Origin of the sequence: Micromonospora sp. DT44 (assembly GCF_049841635.1) — a bacterium.
Classification (GTDB): domain Bacteria; phylum Actinomycetota; class Actinomycetes; order Mycobacteriales; family Micromonosporaceae; genus Micromonospora.
The window spans coordinates 1-22783 of sequence record NZ_JBNCKS010000055.1 but is presented as its reverse complement, the minus strand read 5'-3'; the positions used below and the strand labels follow the sequence as shown (position 1 = coordinate 22783).

General features: G+C 71.2%; 26 protein-coding genes. 9 read left to right on the top strand and 17 right to left on the bottom strand.

Going from position 1 to position 22783, the window contains the following annotated elements:
• Nucleotides 1–4 precede the first annotated feature (4 nt).
• The 6 genes from ACLQ25_RS26245 (at nucleotide 5) to ACLQ25_RS26220 (ending at nucleotide 4327) form a co-directional block, all read left to right on the top strand.
• Complete coding sequence (locus tag ACLQ25_RS26245) at nucleotides 5–823, top strand: DUF692 domain-containing protein (RefSeq protein WP_425733460.1); 819 nt, start codon at nucleotides 5–7, stop codon at nucleotides 821–823.
• Complete coding sequence (locus ACLQ25_RS26240) at nucleotides 820–1368, top strand: hypothetical protein (protein WP_425733459.1); 549 nt, start codon at nucleotides 820–822, stop codon at nucleotides 1366–1368. The genes ACLQ25_RS26245 and ACLQ25_RS26240 overlap by 4 nt, the downstream gene beginning before the upstream one ends.
• Complete coding sequence (locus ACLQ25_RS26235) at nucleotides 1353–2114, top strand: SDR family oxidoreductase (protein WP_425733458.1); 762 nt, start codon at nucleotides 1353–1355, stop codon at nucleotides 2112–2114. The genes ACLQ25_RS26240 and ACLQ25_RS26235 overlap by 16 nt, the downstream gene beginning before the upstream one ends.
• Nucleotides 2115–2137: 23 nt before the next feature.
• Nucleotides 2138–2740 carry a G/U mismatch-specific DNA glycosylase gene (mug, locus tag ACLQ25_RS26230; protein ID WP_425733457.1) on the top strand — a complete coding sequence of 201 codons (603 nt, stop codon included), beginning with the start codon at nucleotides 2138–2140 and terminating at the stop codon, nucleotides 2738–2740.
• Nucleotides 2741–3145: 405 nt separating this feature from the next.
• Entirely contained in the window at nucleotides 3146–3526 is a 381-nt protein-coding gene (locus ACLQ25_RS26225; protein WP_425733456.1) for an Mth938-like domain-containing protein, read from the top strand.
• 129 nt (nucleotides 3527–3655) lie between these two features.
• Nucleotides 3656–4327, top strand: coding sequence for a hypothetical protein (locus tag ACLQ25_RS26220; RefSeq protein WP_425733455.1), 672 nt, complete (start codon nucleotides 3656–3658; stop codon nucleotides 4325–4327).
• Between the two features lie 136 nt (nucleotides 4328–4463).
• Here ACLQ25_RS26220 and ACLQ25_RS26215 read toward each other — a convergent pair whose 3' ends face one another.
• From ACLQ25_RS26215 to ACLQ25_RS26205, 3 genes are all read right to left on the bottom strand, one after another.
• Nucleotides 4464–6440 carry an ABC transporter ATP-binding protein gene (locus ACLQ25_RS26215; RefSeq protein ID WP_425733480.1) on the bottom strand — a complete coding sequence of 659 codons (1977 nt, stop codon included), beginning with the start codon at nucleotides 6438–6440 and terminating at the stop codon, nucleotides 4464–4466.
• Nucleotides 6441–6553: 113 nt separating this feature from the next.
• Complete coding sequence (locus tag ACLQ25_RS26210) at nucleotides 6554–7321, bottom strand: enoyl-CoA hydratase/isomerase family protein (RefSeq protein ID WP_425733454.1); 768 nt, start codon at nucleotides 7319–7321, stop codon at nucleotides 6554–6556.
• Between the two features lie 46 nt (nucleotides 7322–7367).
• Nucleotides 7368–7595 carry a helix-turn-helix domain-containing protein gene (locus ACLQ25_RS26205; protein ID WP_007462679.1) on the bottom strand — a complete coding sequence of 76 codons (228 nt, stop codon included), beginning with the start codon at nucleotides 7593–7595 and terminating at the stop codon, nucleotides 7368–7370.
• Nucleotides 7596–7796: 201 nt separating this feature from the next.
• Here ACLQ25_RS26205 and ACLQ25_RS26200 point away from each other — a divergent pair, with 201 nt between their 5' ends.
• Nucleotides 7797–8396 carry a cadmium resistance transporter gene (locus ACLQ25_RS26200; protein WP_425733453.1) on the top strand — a complete coding sequence of 200 codons (600 nt, stop codon included), beginning with the start codon at nucleotides 7797–7799 and terminating at the stop codon, nucleotides 8394–8396.
• Nucleotides 8397–8435: 39 nt separating this feature from the next.
• Here the strand turns inward: ACLQ25_RS26200 and ACLQ25_RS26195 are convergent, their stop codons facing one another.
• Nucleotides 8436–10040, bottom strand: a complete 1605-nt coding sequence (locus tag ACLQ25_RS26195) for an ABC-F family ATP-binding cassette domain-containing protein (RefSeq protein ID WP_425733452.1) — start codon at nucleotides 10038–10040, stop codon at nucleotides 8436–8438.
• Nucleotides 10041–10302: 262 nt separating this feature from the next.
• On the opposite strand from ACLQ25_RS26195, the gene ypfJ reads away from it, so the two are divergent.
• Entirely contained in the window at nucleotides 10303–11229 is a 927-nt protein-coding gene (gene ypfJ, locus ACLQ25_RS26190) for a KPN_02809 family neutral zinc metallopeptidase (RefSeq protein WP_425733451.1), read from the top strand.
• A 57-nt stretch (nucleotides 11230–11286) separates the two neighbouring features.
• Here the strand turns inward: ypfJ and ACLQ25_RS26185 are convergent, their stop codons facing one another.
• The 13 genes from ACLQ25_RS26185 to ACLQ25_RS26125 all read right to left on the bottom strand — a co-directional run bounded on the left by ACLQ25_RS26185 (nucleotide 11287) and on the right by ACLQ25_RS26125 (nucleotide 21549).
• Entirely contained in the window at nucleotides 11287–11652 is a 366-nt protein-coding gene (locus ACLQ25_RS26185; RefSeq protein ID WP_425733450.1) for a nuclear transport factor 2 family protein, read from the bottom strand.
• 2 nt (nucleotides 11653–11654) lie between these two features.
• Entirely contained in the window at nucleotides 11655–11954 is a 300-nt protein-coding gene (locus ACLQ25_RS26180) for a muconolactone Delta-isomerase family protein (RefSeq protein WP_425733449.1), read from the bottom strand.
• A 112-nt stretch (nucleotides 11955–12066) separates the two neighbouring features.
• Nucleotides 12067–12726: an acVLRF1 family peptidyl-tRNA hydrolase gene (locus tag ACLQ25_RS26175; RefSeq protein WP_425733448.1), complete on the bottom strand. Its 660-nt coding sequence runs from the start codon at nucleotides 12724–12726 to the stop codon at nucleotides 12067–12069.
• A gap of 166 nt (nucleotides 12727–12892) precedes the next feature.
• Nucleotides 12893–13525: a LysE family transporter gene (locus ACLQ25_RS26170; protein ID WP_425733447.1), complete on the bottom strand. Its 633-nt coding sequence runs from the start codon at nucleotides 13523–13525 to the stop codon at nucleotides 12893–12895.
• 396 nt (nucleotides 13526–13921) lie between these two features.
• Nucleotides 13922–14662: a TIGR03086 family metal-binding protein gene (locus ACLQ25_RS26165; protein WP_425733446.1), complete on the bottom strand. Its 741-nt coding sequence runs from the start codon at nucleotides 14660–14662 to the stop codon at nucleotides 13922–13924.
• Nucleotides 14663–14843: 181 nt separating this feature from the next.
• The gene (locus ACLQ25_RS26160; RefSeq protein WP_425733445.1) at nucleotides 14844–15278 is read right to left on the bottom strand and encodes a metal-sulfur cluster assembly factor; all 435 of its coding nucleotides are present in this window, start codon (nucleotides 15276–15278) and stop codon (nucleotides 14844–14846) included.
• Nucleotides 15275–15748 (bottom strand): Fe-S cluster assembly sulfur transfer protein SufU, encoded by a 474-nt coding sequence (sufU, locus tag ACLQ25_RS26155; protein ID WP_425733479.1) that lies wholly within the window; start codon nucleotides 15746–15748, stop codon nucleotides 15275–15277. Before sufU ends, ACLQ25_RS26160 begins: the two co-directional genes overlap by 4 nt.
• 2 nt (nucleotides 15749–15750) lie before the next feature.
• Nucleotides 15751–17055 carry a cysteine desulfurase gene (locus tag ACLQ25_RS26150; RefSeq protein WP_425733444.1) on the bottom strand — a complete coding sequence of 435 codons (1305 nt, stop codon included), beginning with the start codon at nucleotides 17053–17055 and terminating at the stop codon, nucleotides 15751–15753.
• 20 nt (nucleotides 17056–17075) lie between these two features.
• Nucleotides 17076–17849 (bottom strand): Fe-S cluster assembly ATPase SufC, encoded by a 774-nt coding sequence (gene sufC / locus ACLQ25_RS26145; protein WP_425733443.1) that lies wholly within the window; start codon nucleotides 17847–17849, stop codon nucleotides 17076–17078.
• Nucleotides 17849–18175, bottom strand: coding sequence for a non-heme iron oxygenase ferredoxin subunit (locus tag ACLQ25_RS26140; RefSeq protein ID WP_425733442.1), 327 nt, complete (start codon nucleotides 18173–18175; stop codon nucleotides 17849–17851). The genes sufC and ACLQ25_RS26140 overlap by 1 nt, the downstream gene beginning before the upstream one ends.
• The gene (gene sufD, locus ACLQ25_RS26135; RefSeq protein ID WP_425733441.1) at nucleotides 18175–19320 is read right to left on the bottom strand and encodes a Fe-S cluster assembly protein SufD; all 1146 of its coding nucleotides are present in this window, start codon (nucleotides 19318–19320) and stop codon (nucleotides 18175–18177) included. The genes ACLQ25_RS26140 and sufD overlap by 1 nt, the downstream gene beginning before the upstream one ends.
• A gap of 97 nt (nucleotides 19321–19417) precedes the next feature.
• A complete protein-coding gene (gene sufB, locus ACLQ25_RS26130; RefSeq protein ID WP_425733440.1) occupies nucleotides 19418–20848 on the bottom strand; it encodes a Fe-S cluster assembly protein SufB in 1431 nt (476 codons plus the stop codon).
• The gene (locus ACLQ25_RS26125; protein ID WP_425733478.1) at nucleotides 20845–21549 is read right to left on the bottom strand and encodes a helix-turn-helix transcriptional regulator; all 705 of its coding nucleotides are present in this window, start codon (nucleotides 21547–21549) and stop codon (nucleotides 20845–20847) included. The genes sufB and ACLQ25_RS26125 overlap by 4 nt, the downstream gene beginning before the upstream one ends.
• A 191-nt stretch (nucleotides 21550–21740) precedes the next feature.
• Between ACLQ25_RS26125 and ACLQ25_RS26120 the strand changes: the two genes are divergently transcribed.
• On the top strand, nucleotides 21741–22706 hold the full coding sequence (locus ACLQ25_RS26120; protein ID WP_425733439.1) for a COX15/CtaA family protein: 966 nt from the start codon (nucleotides 21741–21743) through the stop codon (nucleotides 22704–22706).
• The last annotated feature ends 77 nt before the right edge of the window (nucleotides 22707–22783 follow it).

The following is a 22783-nucleotide window of genomic DNA, read 5'->3' as shown; positions in this document are numbered from 1 at the left end:
GCGGATGACCGGCCCGTACGGCGTCGGCATCGGCTGGCGTCCCGAGATCGCCGGTTTCGTGGCCGAGCTGCCCGGGTTGCGCTTCGTCGAGGTGGTGGCCGAGTCGGTGTCGTCGACCGGGCCACTCCCGGTCGGGCTGACGCGGCTGCGCGAGAGCGGTGTGACAGTCGTACCCCATGGGGTGCGGCTCTCCCTCGGCGGCGCCGAACCGGTCGACCCGGCCCGCGTCGCCCACCTGGCCGCCGTCGCGCAGCGGGTGGACGCCCCGCTGGTCAGCGAGCACATCGCGTTCGTGCGGGCCGGCGGGCTGGAGGCCGGGCACCTGCTGCCGCTCCCCCGCAGCCGGGAGGCGGTCGACGCGGTCTGCGCGAACGTGGCCCGCGCGCAGGCCGAGCTGCCGGTGCCGATCGCGCTGGAACCGATCGCCGCCCTCTTCGACTGGCCCGACGACGAGCTGGACGAGGCGGACTTCCTCACCGAGATCCTGGACCGGACCGGCGCGCTGCTGCTGCTGGACGTCGCCAACGTGCACGCCAACGCCCGCAACCGGGGCACCGACCCGCTCGCGCTGCTCGACCGGCTGCCACTGGACCGGGTCGGCTACGTGCACGTGGCCGGCGGGGCCGAACACGGCGGCTTCTATCACGACACCCACACCCATCCCATGCCGCCGGAGGTGCTGGAACTGGTCGGCGCGCTCTGTGCCCGGCGACGGCCGCCGGCGCTGCTGCTGGAGCGCGACGGCGGGTACCCACCGGCCGCCGAACTGCGCGCCGAACTGGACGCCCTGGCCGCGGCGTCCGGCTTCCCGGCCGTGACATGACCGGCGCTGCCACGGGCGACTCCGAGGGCGCGCACGAGCCGGCCCAGCCCCGCCCCGACCTGGCCGCTCGGCAGGCGGAACTGGTCGCGGCGCTGGTCGCCGGAGGTCCGTCGCCGGCCGGATTCGCGGTGCGGCCACTGGCCGCCGCTCGGGCGGCGCTGCTCAACAAGCGCGCCGGCGAGGTGGCCCGGCACTGGCCGGGGCTCGCCGCCGGCCTCGGCGTCGCGTGGCCCGCGACCTTCGCCGACTGGGCCGCCGGCCGCCCCACGGCGGGCTCGCTGCGGGACGGCTGGGATCTGGCCCGGACCCTGCGCGGGCGGGCCGTGCTGCCGCCGTCGGGCGCGGAGGAGCTGGCGGTCCGGGAGGCGACCCTGCGCTACGACGGGCGCAGCGCGCCACGTCCGCGCCGACTGCCCGCCGTGACCCGCGCCGGCGGCGCCGTCGCGGTGCAGGTCGCCGGTCGGGTACGGCTGCTGCGCCCCGCCGCCAACGTTGGCGGGGCCGCGCCGGATGGGGCAGGATCGGCGTTATGGATCTCGGACTGACCGACCGCGTGTACGTGCTGACCGGCGCCTCCCGCGGCCTGGGTTACGCGACGGCGCAGTGCCTGGTCGCCGACGGTGCCCGGGTGGTGCTCTCGGCTCGGGACGCGGACGCGGTGGCCGCCGCCGCCGAGCAGCTGGGCGGTCCGGGCAAGGCGGTCGGCGTCGCCGCGGACCTGACCGACCCGCAGACCCCGGAGCGGCTCGTCGCGGCGGCCCGCACCCACTTCGGCCGGCTCGACGGCGCGCTGATCTCGGTCGGCGGCCCGCCCGCCGGCAAGGCCGCGTCGATCACCGACGAGCAGTGGCGGAACTCCTTCGAGACCGTCTTCCTGGGCACCGTCCGCACCGCGCGCACCGTCGCCGGGGCGCTGCCCGACGGGGGCGCGATCGGGCTGGTGCTGTCCACGTCGGCCCGTGGCCCGGTGCCCGGCCTCGGCATCTCCAACGGCCTGCGGCCCGGCCTCGTCGGCGTCGCGAAGGACATCGCCGACGACTACGGCCCGCGCGGCGTACGCGTCGTCGGCCTGCTGCCCGGCCGGATCATGACCGACCGCAACCGGGAGTTGTTCGCCGCGACCGGCGACCCGGAGCGCGCCCGCGCGGAGGCGGAGGCCCTCATCCCGTTGCGACGCCTCGGCGACCCGGCCGAGTTCGGTCGGGTGGCCGCCTTCGTGCTCTCCCCCGCCGCGAGTTACCTGACCGGCCTCACCGTGCCGGTCGACGGCGGCGCGCTGCGGGGCCTGTGACAACGGGCGGCCGCGGTGGCGATGTGCCGTCGGCGCTCGGCCGTTCCGGCCCGGGTGTCACGCATCCCCGGCCCACCCGGGCGGAGCTGGCGGCGGCCGCGGACCGGACGATTCCCGACGTGCTCGCGCCGGAGCTGGCGGTGCTCTTCGTCGGCATCAACCCCGGCCTCTGGTCGGCGGCCACCGGCTGGCACTTCGCCCGGCCCGGTAACCGGTTCTGGCCGGCGCTGCACCTGGGCGGGTTCACTCCCCGCCTGCTGCACCCGAGCGAGCAGGACGATCTGCCGGCCCTCGGGCTCGGCATCACCAACATGGCCGCCCGGGCCAGCGCCCGTGCCGACGAGCTGAGCCCTCAGGAACTGCTGGACGGCGCGGCGATCCTGACCGACAAGGTGGCCCGCTACCGACCACAGTGGGTGGCCGTGGTGGGGGTGACCGCGTACCGGATAGGTTTCCAACGGCCGAAGGCCACGTTCGGCCCGCAGCCCGAGTCGCTGGCCGGCTCCCGGCTCTGGGTGCTACCGAACCCAAGCGGCCTGAACGCGCACTTCACCCCGGTCACGCTGGGCGCGGCGTTCGCCGAACTACGGACGGCCACCGGCCTACCCGACCGCCGCGCGGGTTGACCGGGTCGCCCTGATCGACTCGGCTTCATGGAAGTCGCGCCGTCGACGCGACCGGGACAACACCATTTCCTGAAATCCGAGTCGATCAACGCTCGGCACCCGGCTGTGCTGACGAACCTGCTCGCCCCATTGCATTCTCGATCAGCCCATCCGTCCGGCAAATTGCTTGCCAAGGCTGAAATTCGGCAGTCAAGGAGCGTGGCGAAGATCAAGCTAATTCCATATCCCGCCATTCCACAGTGGAGGCCCTTTACAGGTGGTGTAAGCGGACCCGTGTCTTTTTGCCAGTTCCATAAGGTCGTGCAGTCTGATGATCGGCCGAGCGCTGGCGGGGTTGTTAGGCGGTTGGCGGCGTTAAGCTCCGTCCGTGCCGCAGCCGCCGCGGCCCTTCAACGAGGAGACGCCGTGTCCAGCGAAGCAACTCGTTCGCCGCTCGTCCTGTCGATCTCGTGGGGTCGGATGGACGTCCAGGACCTTGGCGTTGGCAAGGACTTCAAGCTCTACCCCGGCGGTGGTCGCCCGTGGGACTGGTCCGAAACCAGCACCCGCCACAGCCCTGGCGTCCAGCCCGACGATGTCCAAGAACTTCTGTCTCATGGTGCCAAGACCGTCGTTCTGTCGCGTAGCATGCAACTGCAGCTGCAGGTCGACCCGCGCACCCTCAGGCTGCTGGAGGAGTGCGGGGTGACTGTCCACGTGGCCGAGACCACCGAGGCAGTTCAGATTTACAACAACCTCGCCACCGGTGGCAGCGCCGTCGCAGAGCTGTTCCACTCGACCTGCTAGACGACCACAGACACGCCGGCAGCGGCATGAGAGTGCATTCGATCGACGGGCTGTCACCCTGCGGGCTGCTGACCCGACCGCAGCGCCTCCCAGGATCGCCTCTCCGAAGAGGACCTGCAGACTAGAGGTGTGATCAGACTGCGGTTGTACAAGGCTCGCGAGCGGCAGCGCGTCATCGATCCTGCCGATCTCACGCTCACCTACTTCGCGGTCGACCCCGAAACGAAGCCAGTCTTCGAGCACAACGGCGTAATGGTGTGGGTCAGCCACCCCGACCACTGCCAGGCCGAACGGCGCGCCGGCGGCCGGCATCTTCACTTGGTCGAGTCCGGAACGAACGTCCTGCCCCGCGCCCGTGGCCTGGAGATCCTGCGCGCGCCCGCCGCGGACTACCCCTGGGTGCACTCCCTGAACCGGCGCTGGGGCACAGGCGAATACCTCGACCGCGACCGCGTCGAGACGATCGTCAACCGTGCCCTGGACATGGAACCGTGGACGTTGCCGGAGGGCCCGGTTGGCCTGGTCCATCTGTCCTACCTGATGTGGTTCCACAACGGCGCGATGGCCAACGGCGCCGCTTGGCCGCTGGACAACTGCACCGCGGAGCAGATCGCCGCGTTTATCGCAGCCGCAACCTATTTCGAACTCCACGACATCGCCGACCTGATCGGCCGCCTCGAACCAGACGACGCGCTCAGCCACGAATACTGGGATCTCAGCAGTCCGTTCGGCGAGGATGCGTCCCTCATCCGCGACGCGCTCCGATGCAAACTCGTCGAGGCCCCGGAGGATTGGGGTTAGCGATAGTCCACATCGACGACGCCCCCGCCGCAAAGCCCGTTACCAATGGCTTCGGTAACGGGCTTTGGGCCTGCAACAACTGAGAGTGGGCGATGCTGGTATCGAACCAGCGACCTCTTCGGTGTGAACGAAGGGGTCAGTTGGCGGCGGCGGGCGGCATCGCCTCGTCGGCGACGTACGTGCCCAGGGGCATGACCACCGGCTCGGGGCCGGTCGCGTCCACGAAGGGGCGGGGCGAGTCGGCGACCGCGAACTGGGTGCGGTACAGCTCGGCGTAGAGCCCGCCGACGGCGACCAGCTCGTCGTGCCGACCCCGCTCGACGATCCGACCGCCGTCGAGCACGAGGATCTGGTCGGCGTCACGGACGGTGGAGAGCCGGTGGGCGATCACCAGGGCGGTACGTCCGGCCAGCGCCACCGACAGGGCACGCTGCACCGCGGCCTCGCTCTCCGAGTCGAGGTGTGCGGTCGCCTCGTCGAGGATGACGATCGACGGGGCCTTGAGCAGAAGTCGGGCGATGGCGATGCGCTGCTTCTCGCCGCCGGAGAAACGGTAGCCGCGCTCCCCCACCGTCGTGTCCAGCCCGTCGGGCAGTGACCGGACCAGGTCGGCCACCTGTGCGCCGGCGAGCGCGGCCCAGATCTCGTCGTCGGTGGCGTCGGGCTTGGCGTAGCGCAGGTTCTCGGCGATGGTCTCGTGGAACAGGTGCGAGTCCTGGGTGACCACGCCGATCTCGTCGCGCAGGGAGGCGAGCGTCGCGTCGCGCACGTCCACCCCGCCGACCAGGACCTGGCCGTCGGTGACGTCGTAGATCCGGGAGATGAGCATGGACAGCGTCGACTTGCCGGCGCCGGACGGGCCGACCAGGGCGACCATCTGGCCCGGCTCGACGCTGAACGAGACGCCCTTGAGCACCGGCTCGTTGATCGTCCGGTCGAGGGTGGTGACCTCCTCCAGCGAGGCGAGGGAGATCTCGGCCGCGCTGGGATAGCGGAAGCGCACGTCGCGGAAGTCGACCCGGCCGGCGCCGCGCGGCACCGGGACGGCGTCGGGCTTCTCCACGATGCCGGGCTTGAGGTCGAGCACCTCGAAGACCCGGTCGAAGGAGACCAGCGCGCTCATCACGTCCACGCGGACGTTGGAGAGCGCGGTGAGCGGCCCGTACAGGCGGGTGAGCAGCAGCGCGAGGGTCACGACGGTGCCCGCGCTGACGCCGCCGGTGACGGCGAGCCAGCCGCCGAGACCGTAGGTGAGCGCCTGCGCCAGCGAGGCGACCAGCAGCATCGCCACGAAGAACGTCCGCGAGTACATGGCGGACTGGATCCCGATGTCGCGGACCCGCTCGGCGCGGCCGGCGAACCGGCGGGCCTCGAGGTCGGGTTGGCCGAAGAGCTTCACGAGTAGCGCGCCGGCCACCCCGAACCGCTCGGTCATCGTCGCGTTCATCTTGGCGTCGAGGTTGTACGCCTCGCGCGTGATGTCGGCCAGCCGCCGGCCCACGCGCCGCGCCGGGATGATGAAGATCGGCAGCAGCACCAGGGAGAGCACGGTGATCTGCCAGGACAGGGTGAACATCACGGCGGCCGTCAGCACCAGTTGGATGACGTTGCTGACCACGCCGGACAGGGTGGAGGTGAACGCGCGCTGCGCGCCGAGCACGTCGTTGTTGAGCCGGCTGACGAGGGCGCCGGTCTGGGTGCGGGTGAAGAACTGCAACGGCATCCGCTGCACGTGGTCGTAGACGCGGGTGCGCAGGTTGAGGATGATGCCCTCGCCGATGCGGGCGGAATACCACCGCTGGGCCAGAGACAGCAACGCGTCGGCGACGGCCAGGCCGGCGATGAACAGGGCCAACCGGATGACGAGCCGACCGGCCTCGGTGCCGCCCCGGTTGATCGCGTTGATGACGTCACCGGCGAGCACCGGCGTGGCGACGCCGATGATGGCGGCGAGCACCACGGTGGCCAGGAAGACGACGATGTCGCGCCGGTAGGGCTGGGCGAAGGCGACGATGCGGCGGGCCACCCCGCTCTTGAGCCGGTGGGTGGAGACCTCGTCGCGGTTGCGCATCGACCGGAGCATGCTCCACCCGGCCATGCCACCGCCGGACATCGGATTGGACACCACTCACCTCCGGGTCGTCGGGCGGACCGCGCCGTCGGGTCAATTCTCCCGACAGGTGTGACAACCTCGGTCGTAACCCGGATCTTCCCGCGCGGTCCTTACTATTCGCCCCGGCCGGCGAGATCGCGCAGGCGGCGGGTCTGCGCCTCACGCTCGGCCCGCTGCTGGTCGGCGTGCGACCGCCCGGCCGCGCCGGCGATCAGCGCCTTGATCTCCACCACCGCGTCGCGCGGGCCGGCCAACAGACCCGCCGTGAGGTCACGGACCGCGTCGTCCAGCTCCCCCGGGGGTACGACGAGAGTAGCCAGCCCGATCCGGTCGGCCTCGGCGGCGTCCAGCCGGCGGCCCGTGGCGCAGATCTCCAGCGCCCGGGAGTAGCCCACGAGCTCCACGAGACGCTTCGTGCCGGCCAGGTCGGGCACCAACCCGAGCGTCACCTCGGCCATCGAGAACCTCGCGTCGGCGGCGAGGACCCGCAGGTCGCAGGCGAGGGCAAGCTGGAAGCCGGCACCGATCGCATGCCCCTGCACCGCCGCCACGGAGATGACGTCCGGCCGGTGCAGCCAGCTGAAGCCGCCCTGGAACTCGGCGATCCGGTCGGCGCACTCGTCCTCGGGCAGCGTGGCCAGCTCGGCGAACGACCCCGGGCCGGACGCACCGGCAACCGCGAGGTCGAGGCCGGCGGAGAACGCACGCCCCTCGCCCCGGACGACCACCACCCGTACGTCACCGGGCAGGTCGCGCGAGAATTCGCTCATCGCGCGCCACATGGCCGGCGTCTGGGCATTGAGCACGTCGGGCCGGCACAACGTCACCGTGGCGACCGGCCCGTCGCAGGTCAGCCGAACCCCGGTCGCCTCGGTGGTCACCGGACTGCCCGGGGAGCGGCGTTGGTCAACGACGCTAAGGGGCGGGTCACGCCTTCTTGCGGCGCCGGGCACCGCCGCGCTGACGCAGCTGAACCCCGGACTCGGTGAGCACTCGGTGGATGAACCCGTAGGAACGGCCGGTCGAGGCCGCCAGCGCGCGGATGCTCTCCCCCGAGGTGTACCGCTTTACCAGGTCCTTGGCGAGCGTCTGACGCTCGGCTCCGACGATCCGGCGACCCTTCTCAGTGCTGGTGGCTGTGCCAGTGGCTGCCATACTGTGTCCTCACGTCCCAGACTGTGCGGTTCGGATGCGGTCCCACCTATTAGACCGCCTCGAACGATCATGCGCCAGATATCAACTCTTCGCCAACCGACACGCTATGCAATGTCAGGTTCCCGATAGAGTGATCCTCGCGAAACGTCCCGAGTGGGCCACTCCGGCGCGGGTGACACCTCCACCCGTACGCTCCCGGACGTGATCGACCTGTTCGGCACCGCGGCCGGCGCGGCCGTCGTATTCGCCGCCACCGACATCGACGACATCGTCATCCTCACGCTGTTCTTCGTCGCGGCCCGTACCACCGGCCGCCCGCGCACCGCCCAGATCGTCGCCGGCCAGTACCTCGGCATCGGTGCGCTCGCGCTGGCCAGCGCGGTGGTCGCCGCCGGGTTGCTGGTCGTGCCGGACCCGTGGACCGGGCTGCTCGGCCTGCTGCCGATCGCGCTGGGCGTCCGCGCGCTGTGGCACCGGGACGACGACGAGGCCGCCACCGTGGTCACCGGCACGCTCGGCGTGGCCGGGGTGACGATCGCCAACGGAGCCGACAACGTGGCCGTCTACGTACCCGTGTTCCGGGCCCTCGGCCCCGGCGACAGCGCGGTGTTCCTGCTGATCTTCGTGGTGCTGATCGGTCTGTGGTGCGCCGCCGCGGCCTGGCTGGGCGGCCACCGGCGGGTGGTCGCCCTGGTGGAGCGTGCCGGGCACTGGCTGGTACCGGCGATCTTCGTCGGCATCGGCGTGGTGATCCTGGTCAGCTCCGGCGTGCTGAGCCGACTGGTCGACCTGCTGGGCTGAGACCCAGCGGCCCGGCCTCCCGACCGCCCGGCGCAGCGGTCAGGCCAGCTCGACCAGTTCGAGGAGGTCGTCGCTCCAGGCGTCCTCGTCGCCGTCGGGCAGCAGGATCGCGCGGTCCGGCTTGAGCGCGAGCACCGCGCCCGGGTCGTGCGTGACCAGCACGATCGCGCCCGGGTAGTTGGCGATCGCGTCGAGCACCTGCTCGCGGCTGACCGGGTCGAGGTTGTTGGTCGGCTCGTCGAGCAGCAGCACGTTGGCGCCCGAGCAGACCAGCGTGGAGAGGGCCAGCCGAGTCTTCTCGCCACCGGAGAGCACCCCGGCCGGCTTGTTCACGTCGTCGCCGGAGAACAGGAACGCACCGAGGATCTTGCGCAGGTCCGTGTCGGACTGCTCGATCGCGGCGGCGCGCATGTTCTCCAGCACCGTCCGCTCCACGTCCAGCGTCTCGTGCTCCTGCGCGTAGTAGCCCAACCGCAGGCCGTGCCCCGCGTGCACCTCGCCGGTGTCCGGGCTGAGCAGCCCGCCGAGCATCCGCAGCAGCGTCGTCTTCCCCGCGCCGTTGAGCCCGAGGATGGCCACCCGGGAACCCCGGTCCACCGCCACGTTGACGTCGGTGAAGATCTCCAACGAGCCGTACGACTTGGACAGGCCGGTCGCCGTCAGCGGCGTCTTGCCGCACGGTGCGGGGCTGGGGAAGCGGACCTTCGCCACCCGGTCGGCGACGCGTACGTCCTCCAGGCCGGAGATCAGCTTCTCGGCGCGGCGGGCCATGTTCTGCGCGGCGACCGTCTTGGTGGCCTTGGCCCGCATCTTGTCGGCCTGCGCCATCAGCGCGCCGGCCTTCTTCTCGGCGTTGGCCCGCTCGCGGCGGCGGCGTCGCTCGTCGGTCTCGCGGGCCTCCAGGTACGCCTTCCAGCCCAGGTTGTAGACGTCGATCACCGAGCGGGTGGCGTCGAGGAACCAGACCTTGTTGACCACCGACTCCAGCAGCGCGCCATCGTGGGAGATCACGATGAGCCCGCCCTTGTGGTTGGCGAGAAAGCCGCGCAGCCAGGTGATCGAGTCGGCGTCGAGGTGGTTGGTCGGCTCGTCGAGCAGCAGGATGCCGCCGCCGTTCTCACCGGCGTCCCGGAACAGGATGCGGGCCAGCTCGATGCGCCGGCGCTGACCGCCGGAGAGGGTGCCGATGGTCTGGGCGAGCGCCCGGTCCGGCAGCCCGAGGTTGGCGCAGATCCGGGCGGCCTCGGCCTCGGCGGCGTACCCACCCAGGGCGGCGAACTGGTCCTCCAGCACGCCGTAGCGGCGGACCAACTTGTCGTTGGCGTCCTCGGCGAGGCGCTCCTCGACCTCCTTCATCTGGGCCATCAGCACATCGAGACCGCGGGCGGAGAGCACCCGGTCGCGGCCGGTGACCTCCAGGTCTCCGGTGCGGGGATCCTGCGGGAGGTAGCCGATGGCGCTGCGCTGGTCGATCTGGCCGCCGTACGGCTGGCCCTCGCCGGCGAGCACCTTGAGGGTGGTGGTCTTGCCGGCGCCGTTGCGGCCGACCAGGCCGATCCGATCACCGGGCTGCACGCGCAGGGTGGTGTCGGACAGCAGGATCCGGGAGCCGGCACGCAGCTCCAGGCCGGTGGCAGTGATCATCTGGTAGGACTCGCTCTCGGGGTCTGGAAGGCTGACTCAGGGCACGCGAAAGCGCCGGCGGGCAGTGGGCCCGTCGGCGCGGGGCGGTTCAGCCTTCGCAGCGCGGCACGGCGACAAGTGTACCGGGCGCTCACGTACGATCCGCTCGGATTACCAATCAAGATCATCGGGTACCGGAACGCCTGTCCGGACCCCGTCCGGCACCGAAACGACTAAACGACACACAAACGACATTCACCGGTATTAGGCGATCGGGGTCAGCATGGAACTCAACGAGCGGGCCGAGCTCGACACCTCCCAGGCCAACGACCTGGGCCGCGGCAGCGGCGGCGGAGGCGGCGGAGGCATGGGCATCCCCATCCCGGGAGGCGGCGGCAAGGGCGGCATCATCGGCATCGTGGTCGCCGTCATCGTCGCCCTGCTCGGCGGCGGCTTCGGCCTGAACGCGATGAACAACGGCGACGAGGGCGGCCAGGCCGGGGGCGACGACCTCGACCAGGTGTGCTCCACCGCCAACCCCGACCGTCTCCAGGACGCGCGCTGCCGCAACCTGCTCTTCGTCAACAGCATCCAGGCGTACTGGAAGAAGGCGTACCCGGAGCTGGGCAAGGGCAACTACGAGCCCACCACCACGAACTTCTTCCAGCAGGCCGTGAACACCGGCTGCGGGCAGGCCGACTCGGGCGTCGGCCCGTTCTACTGCCCCGCCGACCAGAAGGTGTACATCGACCTGGGCTTCTACGACGAGCTGGCCACCCGGTTCGGGGCCAAGGGCGAGTTCGCCCAGCCGTACGTGCTCGCCCACGAGTACGGCCACCACATCCAGGACCTGCTCGGCACCAACGCCAAGGCCGGCCAGGGCGACCAGAGCGGGCCCAAGTCCGCCTCCGTGCGGTTGGAGTTGCAGGCCGACTGCTACGCCGGCGCCTGGGCCAAGCACGCCACCGAGAGCAAGGACAAGAGCGGCCAGGAGCCACTGTTCAAGTCGATCACCGAGGCCGACATCAGCCAGGCCGTCGACACCGCCGAGGCGATCGGTGACGACAGCATCCAGGAGCGCTCCGGCGGACGGGTCAACCCCGACCAGTTCACCCACGGCACGTCCGAGCAGCGCAAGCGCTGGTTCAGCCAGGGCTACGACCAGGGCGACCCGAAGACCTGCGACACCTTCGGCACCGACCAGCTCTGACAGCTCCCTTCGTGGCAGGTCCGCTCGGCGGGCCTGCCACGATCGTCGTTTCGGCGCTCAGTCGAGCTTCGACACCTGGTAGTGCCCGATCAGCCAGGCGTCACCGACCCGCCGCACCACCACGCCCAGGTGCACGGTCAGCGCCGGCCGGTCGGCGAAGCCGAACTCGACCTCCAGATAGCCGAGGACCACGTCGGCGGCGAACCGCCGGGCCTGAAGGATCTCGTACGCGGCGGTCAGGCCGAGCGGCTGTGCCGCGTAGTACGCGGCGACGCCGTCCCGGCCGACGGCGTACGGGCGCAGGCCCTGAAAGATCGCGTCATCCGTGAAGACCGACGCGACGCGCTCCGGCTCGTGGGCGTCGACCGCCGACCTCCACCGGTCCAGGACCGCGCGCAGGATCTCCACCTCACCGCCGGCCACGGTCACCGCCCCGGCTGACCGGGGTCGTTGGGGTGCGGCGTCAACGGCGTGACGGTCTCCCGCCGCCAGGCGCGCAGCGGCATCGACGCGAGGACCGCCTCCAACTCGTCCGCGTCGGCAGCCTCGAAGAGCCCCCACGTACGCCACTCCCCCGGCGCCAGCGGCGGCCGCCACAGGCGCAGCAGACTGCCCCGCGCCGCCAACTCGGCCGAACGCGCCGCCTCACGCGTACGCATCTCGGCAACGCCGTCCTCCGACGTGCCGTCGGGCACCGTCGTCACCATGTCCACCAGGAACTCCACGCGCCCATCCTCCGACCATGCGCGCCGCGCCACGCCCCGAACCCCCGTTCGGGTGGCGGTCGTCTCTGCTCCGGCTCGACCGGGCGGCCAGCCGGGAGCAGCGCCGCCGCGGTCAGTCCGGGGCCGGGGCGGGGTCGCGCAACCGGATCCGTACCGCCCGGGCCGCGCTCACCGCCGCGAGCAGGACCGCGTGTCGAGGCTCCGGCACGTCGAGCAGCCGTTCGGCCCGCAGCGGCACGAGCGGGGCCAGCCGCCGGTCCGCGAGCACCGTGTCCACGGCCCGCCGGTCACCGCCGCAGACGAGGGCCGCCAGCTTCGCCGCCTCCGGCAGCAGCAGCCGTACGGCCAGGTCCGCCGCGTCGCCCAGCGCCGCCTTGGCCTGGTTGTCACGCCGCCGGGCGAACCGGTGCTGCGACCACCCACCGGCCGCGGTGCGCCCCTGCACATACCGGGTGTCCACCTTGGAGACCACCAGCTCGGCGCCCCGCGCCTTGCCGATCGCCACCGCACCCTTGCGGGCCAACAAGAGACCGATCCGGTACGGCGTGCCGGCGGCGGCCACAAAGGCGGCCACGTCGTCGCTGGCGGGCGACCCGGGTGGCCTGTGCAACTCGGCGGTGGCGCCGTCGGGGGCGGTCAGCAGCAGCCCGTACTCCCGTGCGGTGGTGGTGGGCGGGCCGTGCCGGTCGGCGAAGCCCTCGACCCAGCGGCCGACGCGGGCCGGGTCGACCTCGACCCACCGGCCTCCCCCGGCGGCGGGTCGACTGGTCACCGCCAGACCGTACGCCACCGTCGGCGCACCCGGACCGTCAGCCCGACAGCAGCGCGGCAACCGCCGGCGCGCCCGGACCGTCAGCCCGGCAGCAGCGCGGCCACCGTCGGCGCGCCCGAACCGTCAGCCCGACAGCAGCGCGGCCACCGTCGGCGCGCCCGAACCGTCAGCCCGACAGCAGCGCGGCCACCGCCAGCGCGGCGATGAGGACGCTGGAGAGCACGCCCGTGACCAGCCGGCCGCGCGGGCCGGTCTGCGCGCGGCCGACCACCGTGCCGCCACCGGCGATGAGCAGCTGCCAGCTCGCCGACGCCAGGAAAACTCCGGCCACGAACAGGGCCGCCGGCAACGGTCCCGCGTCGGCCGTGTCCGGACGACCGAGGACCAGCGCGACGAAGTAGAGCACCGTCGTCGGGTTCAGCAGGGTCAATCCGAGCAGCGCCGCGTAGGCACGGCCCGGAGTATCCATGCCCCGACCGCCCCGCGCCGCCGGCGTCCGACGGGAACGGTGGGCAGCCCAGGTCCGCCAGAGCCCGTGCCCGGCCAGCCCCAACAGGACCACGGCGGCGACCACCCGCAGCGGACCGGCGGCCGGCGCGATGACCCCGGCCAGACCGGCGCCGCCCAGCGCGGCCACCGCCGCGTAAAGCCCGTCGGCCGTCGCCACCGCGAGGGCTGCCGCCGCGCCGACCCGGAACGAGGTACGGGCACTGAGCCCCAGGATGAGGATCGCGATCGCCCCGACCGGGATCGCGACGCCGTAGCCGGCCACCAGACCGGCGAGGAACGCCCCGCTCATGGCCGTCGACGCAGGATCGATGCCCGCCCCGGTACCGGCCGCTGTCGACGACCGGCAGTCGTCGCAGGGACCAGAACCCGCATCGCGTACGTCTCGATCACATCGGCATCCTGCGCGCCGGCAATCGTCCCCCGCAACGGATTTCCCCGCAGCGCCGTCGCATCCGCGCGCCGATCTTGCATTTACCGACGCCGAAATGTTCACCTTCGCGAATTAAGCCGGCACAGAAAGCGCAAGATCGGCGTCGTGGGCCGCCCCGCGCCCCGCGCCCCGCGCCCCGCGCCCCGCGCCCCGCGCCCAAGATCCTCACAACTTCACTGATGCTGCTGCATCCGCCACGCGGGAAACAGCAACATCGGTGAAGTTGCGCAGATCTTGCCGCGATCGGGCGGCCGATCAATCCCACCCGGCGGGCGAGCCTCGGGCGCCAGTCGACGATCGTGCTCGAACCATGTTGTAGTGGCCTCGGCGAGGCACCGAGGTTACTACAACAATGATCGAGCACGATCTTGGCGGATCGGGACCGGTCAGTGCCCGCGACTCCGCCCACCGGGGGTCGCGGCCGAGGTAGGAGAGCAGCGCGCTCACATCGTCGGCTTCCGCGCCCGGGTCGAGCGCCGCCGCGTACGCGCCGTAGGACCGTAGCGGCTCGACGATCTGCCGCGCGACCTCGAACAGGGCGCGGGCCAAATCGTCGTGGAGCGGAGACGGCTGACCGGTGGCCACCGCGATGTCCCAGGCGTGCACCGCCGCGTCGAGGGCGGCGGCGACGGCAGCCGTGTGGGCCGGCAGCGCGCCGTGCGGCAGCGGCGTCGGCACCTGCGGATCCTCGTCGGCCACGCTCACCCAGGCGAGGGCGGACGCGTCGAGGGCGGCGTACAGACCGGTCAGCTTGTCCCCGTCGATCCGCCCGGAGGGCGCGAACGGGTCCTCCTGCGGCCCCGATCCGCCGGTGATCGCCGCGACGTAGGCGAGCTGGTCACCGGTCGCGTGCTGGAGCACCTGGGTGACCGTCCACCGCTCGCAGGGGGTGGACCGGTCCCAGGCCCCGGCCGGGATCCCCTCGGCGGCCGTCCGCAGCGCCCGGTGCGCCTCGTCGAGCACGATCCGCCACTGTCCCGCTGCCGTCTCGTTCATTGTCCCGACCCTCTCCGCTGATCCGCCGACTGTTCCCGCGAAACGGAACGTTCCGCTCCGTTCTAAACTCAGCTTAGCAGAGCGGAACGATCCGTTCCACAAGAGATTTCACCTCTGAACACGTCGAGCGCGGCGCCCCGGAGGGGCACCGCGCTCGAACGAAGAAGATCGGGAGTTCGGGTCAGACGTTGAAGCCGAGGGAACGGAGCTGGTCCCGACCCTCGTCGGTGATCTTGTCCGGGCCCCACGGCGGGAGCCACACCCAGTTGATCCGGATGTCGTTGACCAGGCCGCCACCGGGGCCGGTGGTCAGGGCCTGCCGGGCCTGGTCCTCGATCACGTCGGTCAGCGGGCACGCCGCCGAGGTAAGCGTCATGTCCAGGGTCGCGACGTTCTCGTCGTCGACGTGCACCCCGTACACCAGGCCCAGGTCGACCACATTGATGCCCAACTCCGGGTCGACGACGTCCTTCATCGCCTCCTCGATGTCGGCGATCATGGCCTTGCTGACGCCGCCCGCCGGGGCGGCGGCGTCGTCACTCACCGCGCCGGTCTGCGCCGCGACGGTGTCGCTGGCCTCCGGCGTTGCCGCAGTAGCCGTATCCTCGCTGCTCATGCCTTCACCTCCGGGCTCACGCCCACACCGGCGCGTGCCGCGGCGTCCTTGAACGCCATCCACGGCAGCAGCGCGCACTTGACCCGGGCGGGATAGCGGGCTACGCCCGCGAAAGCGACCCCGTCACCGAGTACGTCCTCGTCCGGCGTGACCTGGCCACGTCCGGACATCAACTCGACGAACGCCTCATGCACCTCGAATGCTTCCCCGGCGCCCCGACCGCGCAGCAGTTCGTGCAGGACGCTCGCCGAGGCCCGGCTGATCGAACAGCCCATGCCGTCGTACGAGATGTCGTGCAGAACGCTGCCGTCGGTGGCCACCCGGACGGTGACCTCGTCGCCGCAGGTCGGGTTGACGTGGTGCGCCTCGGCGACCTGGTCGCCCGGGTCGTCGGCGTCACGCAGGCCCCGCCCGTGCGGGTGCTTGTAGTGATCCAGGATGATCTCCTGGTAGAGCTGGTCGAGCTGCACCATCAGTCGAACACCTTCCGTACCTGCTCCAGACCGCCCACCAGGGCGTCGATCTCCCCGGTGGTGGTGTAGAGGTAGAACGACGCCCGGGTCATCGCCGGAACGCCGAACCGGCTGCACACCGGCTTCGCGCAGTGGTGGCCCACCCGCACCTGCACGCCGAGCGAGTCGAGCACCTGACCCACGTCGTGCGGGTGCACGTCACCGAGAGCGAACGAGATGGTGCCGCCCCGGCCGATCGGTACGGTCGGACCGAAGATCCGCAGGTCGGGCACCGAGCCGAGGGCGTCCAGCGCGTACGCCGTCAGCTCCTTCTCGTGCCACTGGATGGCGGGCATGCCGATGCCGGTGAGATAGTCGACCGCCGCGCCGAGCGCGACCGCCTCGGCGATCGGCGGGGTGCCCGCCTCGAAGCGCGCCGGCGGCGCGGCGAACGTCGACCGGGCCATGGTCACCGTCTCGATCATCGAGCCGCCGCCCATCACCGGCGGCATGGCCGCCAGTAGCTCACCGCGCCCCCAGAGCGCCCCGATGCCGGTCGGGCCGAGCATCTTGTGCCCCGTGAACACGATGAAGTCGGCATCCAGGTCGACCACGTCGATGGGCAGGTGCGGCACGGACTGCGAGCAGTCCAGCAGCAGCAGCGCGCCCACCTCGCGCACCCGCGCGGTGATGCGGGAGGTGGCGTTGACGGTGCCCAGGATGTTCGACATGTGCACCAGCGAGACGATCTTCGTCCGTTCGGTGATCAGGTCTTCCAGGTCCGACTCGTCGAGCCGGCCCTGCTCGGTGACCCCGAACCAGCGCAGGGTCGCGCCGGTGCGCTCGCAGAGCAGCTGCCAGGGGACGATGTTCGAGTGGTGCTCCATCTCGGAGATCACCACCTCGTCGCCGGGGCCGAGCCGGAACCGCGGGTCGGCGTCCGGACGCAGCGAGGCGTTGGAGAAGGCGTACGCCACGATGTTGATCGCCTCGGTGGAGTTCTTGGTGAAGACCACCTCGTCGACGCTCGGCGCGTTGATGAACGCGGCGAGCTTGGCCCGCGCCCCCTCGTACGCCTCGGTGGCCTCGGTGCCCAGCGTGTGCACCGAGCGCGAGACGTTGGCGTTGTGCCGCGCGTAGTGCTCGTCGAGCACGTCGAGCACCTGCCGGGGCTTGTGCGAGGTGTTGGCGCTGTCGAGGTAGACCAGCGGGTGTCCGTTGATCTCCCGATCGAGGATCGGGAAGTCGGCGCGCACCCGGGCCACGTCGAAACGCGGCACGTCGTCGTACTGCGGCATCCCCTCGGGGATCGCGATGCTGGTCATCTCGACAGCGCCTCTCCCACTCAGGCCTTGGCCGAGCCGGCCCCGGCGGCGTACCGCTCGTAACCTTCGGCTTCGAGCTTGTCGGCCAGCTCCGGGCCGCCCTGCTCGACGATCCGGCCGGCGACGAAGACGTGCACGTAGTCCGGCTTGATGTAGCGCAGGATCCGCGTGTAGTGGGTGATCAGCAGCACGCCGGTGTCGCCGTTGTCGCGGACCCGGTTGACGCCCTCGCTGACCACGCGCAGCGCGTCCACGTCGAGACCAGAGTCGGTCTCGTCGAGGATGGCGATCTTCGGCTTGAGCAGCTCCAGCTGGACGATCTCGTGCCGCTTCTTCTCACCGCCGGAGAAGCCCTCGTTGACGTTGCGCTGGGCGAACGCCGGGTCCATCTGGAGGCGCTCCATCGCGCCGCGCAGCTCGCCGCCCCAGGTACGCAGCTTCGGCGCCTCGCCGTCGATGGCGGTCTTCGCGGTGCGCAGGAAGTTCGCCACCGAGACGCCGGGCACCTCGACCGGGTACTGCATGGCCAGGAAGAGGCCGGCGCGGGCCCGCTCGTCGACCGTCATGGCGAGGACGTCCTCGCCGTCGAGGGTCACCGAGCCGCCGGTGATCTCGTACTTGGGGTGACCGGCGATCGAGTACGCCAGGGTGGACTTGCCGGAGCCGTTGGGGCCCATGATGGCGTGGGTCTCACCGGACTTCACGGTCAGGTCGACGCCGGCCAGGATCGGCTTGAGCTCACCCTCGGGCAGCTTGACCGACACCTTCAGGTCGCGGATCTCCAGGGTGCTCATTATCGGGTCACTCCATTACTCGGCGTCAGGCTGAGGTAGATGTCGCCGTCGCGGACTTCGACGGGGTAGACGGGAACGGGTTCGGTGGCCGGCAGACCGGAGGGCTGCCCGGTCCGCAGGTCGAAGCGCGAGCCGTGCAGCCAGCACTCCAGCGTGCAACCGTCCACCTCACCCTCGGAGAGGGCGACCGCGGCGTGCGAGCACTCGTCGTAGGCGGCGTAGAACTCGCCGTCCTCGCCGTGCACGAGCGCGATCGGGGTGCCGTCGACGTCCGCGCTGATCGCGGTGCCCTTCGGCACGTCCTCGGTGGAGCAGATGCGGATCATCAGGCGCCGGCCTTGGTGAGCCGGGCCTCGATCGCGTCGCCGAGGCGCTCGCGCAGCGACTCCACCGGGATCTTGTTGATCAGCTCGGCGAAGAAGCCGCGGACCACCAGGCGGCGGGCCTCGCTCTCCGGGATGCCCCGGGCCATCAGGTAGAACAACTGCTCGTCGTCGAAGCGGCCGGTCGCGCTGGCGTGGCCGGCGCCGGCGATCTCGCCGGTCTCGATCTCCAGATTGGGTACGGAGTCCGCCCGCGCGCCGTCGGTGAGCAGCAGGTTCCGGTTGATCTCGTACGTGTCGGTGCCGGTCGCCTCGGCCTGGATCAGCACGTCGCCGACCCAGACGGTGTGCGCGTCCTCGCCCTGCAGGGCACCCCGGTAGCCGACGTAGCTGCGGCAGTCCGGAACGCTGTGGTCGACCAGCTGCCGGTGCTCCAGGTGCTGGCCGCCATCGGCGAAGTAGACGCCGTACAGCTCGGCCTCGCCGCCCCGGCCGGTGTACTCCACCGAGGTGAACTGCCGGACCAGGTCGCCACCCAGGGACACCTGGATGTGGATGACCTTGGCATCCCGGCCCAGCTTGGCCTTCAGGTGCTGGGCCTGGACCGCGTCGTCGGCCCAGTCGGCGACGGTGACCAGGGTCAGCTTCGCGCCGTCGGCCACGACGACCTCGATGTTGTCGGCCAGGGTGGCCGATCCGACGTGCTCCAGCACCAGGGTCGCCTCGGCGAAGCGGCCGATCTCGACGAACGTGTGCCCGAACGCCGGCTGCGCCGCGCCCGTGCCGACCACCCGCAGGCCCACCGACTGGCCGAGCACCACGTCCGGGGCCACCCGCACCAACAGGGCATCGGCGGCAGCGCCGTACGCCAGCGCGCTGACCCGGTCCACCGGGGTGAGCACGCTGCCGACCCGCTCGTCGTCGCGGCCGATCCGGCTGATGGCCACGCCCTCGGGCAGGTCGCCGTACTCGTGCCGAACCGTGCCGGCCTCGGCCGGCACGTCGCCGGAGAGGCCGCGGAGGCGCTTGAGCGGGGTGAAGCGCCAGTCCTCCTCCAGGCCGGTGAGGGCCGGGAAGTCGGCGACGTCGTACGAGCGCAGCGCCTGCGACTTGGTGCTGGGCGGCGGCGCGGAAGCCTGGGTAGTCATGTCTTCCTTGGTCTGTCATGGATCGGAGGGTCGAAGCGGGCTGGACCGGACCCGGCGTACCGGGTCCGGGTCCGGCCGTGGCCGGGCGGAGGCGGCGTCAGCCGACCGCGCCCTCCATCTGGAGTTCGATGAGCCGGTTCAGCTCCAGGGCGTACTCCATCGGGAGCTCCTTGGCGATCGGCTCGATGAAGCCGCGGACGATCATGGCCATCGCCTCGTCCTCGCTCAGACCCCGGCTCATCAGGTAGAAGAGCTGGTCGTCGCTGATCTTGGAGACGGTCGCCTCGTGCCCCATCGACACGTCGTCCTCACGGATGTCGACGTACGGGTACGTGTCGGAGCGGGAGATGGTGTCGACCAGCAGCGCGTCGCACTTGACCGTGCTGCGGCTGTGGTGCGAGCCCTCCAGCACCTGCACCAGACCCCGGTACGAGGTCCGGCCGCCACCACGGGCGATCGACTTCGACACGATGGTGCTGCTCGTGTGCGGAGCCGCGTGCACCATCTTGGCGCCGGCGTCCTGGTGCTGACCCTCGCCGGCCATCGCCACCGAGAGCACCTCGCCCTTGGCGTGCTCGCCGGTCATGTAGACCGCCGGGTACTTCATGGTCACCTTGGAGCCGATGTTGCCGTCGACCCACTCCATGGTCGCGCCCTCGTGGCAGACGGCGCGCTTGGTCACCAGGTTGTAGACGTTGTTCGACCAGTTCTGGATGGTCGTGTAGCGGCAGCGCGCGTTCTTCTTCACGATGATCTCCACGACGGCGCTGTGCAGCGAGTCGGAGGAGTAGAGCGGCGCGGTGCAGCCCTCGACGTAGTGCACGTACGCGCCCTCGTCGACGATGATCAGCGTCCGCTCGAACTGGCCCATGTTCTCCGTGTTGATCCGGAAGTAGGCCTGCAGCGGGATCTCCACGTGCACGCCCTTCGGCACGTAGATGAACGAGCCACCGGACCACACGGAGGTGTTCAGCGCGGCGAACTTGTTGTCGCCGACCGGGATCACCGTGCCGAAGTACTCCTTGAAGACGTCCTCGTGCTCCCGCAGCGCGGTGTCGGTGTCCAGGAAGAGCACGCCCTGCTCCTCAAGGTCCTCACGGATCTTGTGGTAGACGACCTCCGACTCGTACTGCGCCGCGACACCCGCGACCAGCCGCTGCTTCTCCGCCTCCGGGATGCCCAGCCGGTCGTACGTGTTCTTGATGTCCTCGGGCAGGTCCTCCCAGCTGGTGGCCTGCTTCTCGGTGGACCGCACGAAGTACTTGATGTTGTCGAAGTCGATGCCGGTGAGGTCCGCGCCCCAGGCGGGCATCGGCTTGCGGCCGAACAGCCGCAGGCCCTTCAGGCGCAGGTCGAGCATCCAGGCCGGCTCGTTCTTCTTGGCCGAGATGTCCCGCACCACCGCCTCGTTGATGCCGCGCTGGGCAGTTGCCCCGGCGGCGTCCGGGTCGGACCAGCCGTACTCGTAGCGACCCAGGGCGGCGAGCTGCTCTTCCTGGGTCAGGGGCTGGACGATCTGCTCGGTCATCTATCTGTCCTCACAGTGGTGACGGGATTACCGGATGAAGCACGGCCCGGCTGGGTCGGGATGTGCGTGGTGCACACCCCGTCGCCGTGCGCGATGGTGGCCAGGCGCTGCACGTGGGTGCCGACCAGACGGGAGATCACCGCGGTCTCGGCCTCGCACAGCTGAGGAAACTCGGCGGCCACGTGCGCCACCGGGCAGTGGTGCTGACAGAGCTGGCCACCGGAGGCGATCGTGGTCGCGTTGGCAGCGTAACCCTCGGCGGTCAGCGCTCCGGCGAGCGCCTCGGCCCGCGCGAGAGGGTCGTCGCCGGCGTCCTCCATGGCGGCGCGGCAGCGCGACTCCAGCGCCGACACCTGCTCGGCGGCGAACGCGTCGACCGCGTCCGGGCCACCGTTGTGGGCGATCCAGCGCAGCGCGGCGGTGGCCATGTTGTCGTAGTGGTGTGTGCCACAGCGAACCCGGGCCGCCTCGGTCAGCACGAACACCTTGGCCGGACGTCCCCGACCCCGGCTGCCCTGCACCGCCTGCTCGCGGGCGACGACGTCACCGTCGGCCAGCATCGCGTCCAGGTGCCGGCGGATCGCGGCAGGGCTCAGACCGAGCGCCAGACCGAGCTGTGCGGCGGTGGTGGCGCCCCGCTCCAGCAGCAACTGGGTGACGCGGTCCCGGGTGGAGGTCTCCGTCGGGGAGCCGCCCAGCACGGACGACGAGGCCCCGACGAGGGCGGACGCGGACGCGCCGACGGCCGGGACAGCCGCCGGCTGGTGCCCGGAGAGCGCCGCCGCGTTTTTCACAACGCCAACGTTACGTAATTGCCCGGAGGGTGGCAAACCCGGGCCCCGGTGATCCGAACCACCGAGCCGGCGGAGTCGGACGGACCTCGATCACTACGGTGCGTAGGATTTGCGCCGTGAACCGAATCGTCCGTCCGGTATCCGGCGTCCTGCTGCGCCGCCTCGCGCTCGCCTCGATCATCGCGAACGTGGGCGTCGTCGTCACCGGCGGGGCGGTCCGGTTGACCGCGTCCGGCCTCGGCTGCCCCACCTGGCCCCGGTGCACCGACGACTCGTACGTCACCACCCCCGAGATGGGCGTGTACGGGGTGATCGAGTTCGGCAACCGGATGCTGGCCTTCGTGGTGGGCCTCATCGCGCTGGCCACCGTGCTGGCCGTGCTGACCCACCGACCCCGCCGGCCCGGCCTCCTCGCGCTGGCCGTCGCCGTGTTCCTGGGCATCCCCGCCCAGGCGGTGATCGGTGGCATCACGGTGCTCACCAACCTCAACCCCTGGGTGGTCGGACTGCACTTCCTCGCCTCGATGGCGGTGATCGCCGCCGCGTACGCCCTCTGGCAGCGGATCGGCGACCCGGACGGCCCGACGGTCGCCGCGGTGCCCACTCCCCTGCGCGCGCTCGCCCGGATCACCACCGGCGTCACCGTCGCGGTACTGGTGATCGGCACCTGGGTCACCGGCAGCGGCCCACACGCCGGCGACCACGGCGCGGCCCGCAACGGCCTGGACCCGGAGGCGATCTCCCAGGTCCACGCCGACGGGGTCTTCCTGTTGATCGGCCTGTCGGTGGCGCTCATCTTCGCGTTCCGCGCGGTGGACGCGCGGCGGGCCACCCGGGCCGCCATCGTCCTCGTGGCGGTGGAGCTGGGTCAGGGACTTATCGGCTTCGTGCAGTACTTCACCCACGTGCCGGCGGTCCTGGTCGGCGCGCACATGCTCGGCTCGTGCCTGGTGCTCCTGGCCGCCCTGTCCGTCCAGTGGTCCACCCGCGAACGCCACCCGGCCCTCCCGGCACCCCAGACCACTGCAGCGCCAGAAGCCCAACCCGCCCCCGCCACCGCCTAACTAACTCGAAAATCGAACCGTGCGTAGACACGCGGCAGCATCCCGCGTCGCGAAGCGGCGTGGGATGGGTTGTGGTG

Bases quoted from the DNA above. Each gene is read 5' to 3' on its own strand.
- sufB (WP_425733440.1), bottom strand. From the start codon at position 20,848: ATGACCGAGCAGATCGTCCAGCCCCTGACCCAGGAAGAGCAGCTCGCC.
- ACLQ25_RS26215 (WP_425733480.1), bottom strand. From the start codon at position 6,440: ATGTCCGGCGGTGGCATGGCCGGGTGGAGCATGCTCCGGTCGATGCGC.
- ACLQ25_RS26160 (WP_425733445.1), bottom strand. From the start codon at position 15,278: ATGAGCAGCGAGGATACGGCTACTGCGGCAACGCCGGAGGCCAGCGAC.
- ACLQ25_RS26205 (WP_007462679.1), bottom strand. From the start codon at position 7,595: ATGGCAGCCACTGGCACAGCCACCAGCACTGAGAAGGGTCGCCGGATC.
- sufC (WP_425733443.1), bottom strand. From the start codon at position 17,849: ATGAGCACCCTGGAGATCCGCGACCTGAAGGTGTCGGTCAAGCTGCCC.
- ACLQ25_RS26240 (WP_425733459.1), top strand. From the start codon at position 820: ATGACCGGCGCTGCCACGGGCGACTCCGAGGGCGCGCACGAGCCGGCC.
- ACLQ25_RS26140 (WP_425733442.1), bottom strand. From the start codon at position 18,175: ATGATCCGCATCTGCTCCACCGAGGACGTGCCGAAGGGCACCGCGATC.
- sufD (WP_425733441.1), bottom strand. From the start codon at position 19,320: ATGACTACCCAGGCTTCCGCGCCGCCGCCCAGCACCAAGTCGCAGGCG.
- ACLQ25_RS26245 (WP_425733460.1), top strand. From the start codon at position 5: ATGACCGGCCCGTACGGCGTCGGCATCGGCTGGCGTCCCGAGATCGCC.
- ACLQ25_RS26165 (WP_425733446.1), bottom strand. From the start codon at position 14,662: ATGAACGAGACGGCAGCGGGACAGTGGCGGATCGTGCTCGACGAGGCG.
- ypfJ (WP_425733451.1), top strand. From the start codon at position 10,303: ATGGAACTCAACGAGCGGGCCGAGCTCGACACCTCCCAGGCCAACGAC.
- ACLQ25_RS26150 (WP_425733444.1), bottom strand. From the start codon at position 17,055: ATGACCAGCATCGCGATCCCCGAGGGGATGCCGCAGTACGACGACGTG.
- ACLQ25_RS26195 (WP_425733452.1), bottom strand. From the start codon at position 10,040: ATGATCACTGCCACCGGCCTGGAGCTGCGTGCCGGCTCCCGGATCCTG.
- ACLQ25_RS26170 (WP_425733447.1), bottom strand. From the start codon at position 13,525: ATGAGCGGGGCGTTCCTCGCCGGTCTGGTGGCCGGCTACGGCGTCGCG.
- ACLQ25_RS26235 (WP_425733458.1), top strand. From the start codon at position 1,353: ATGGATCTCGGACTGACCGACCGCGTGTACGTGCTGACCGGCGCCTCC.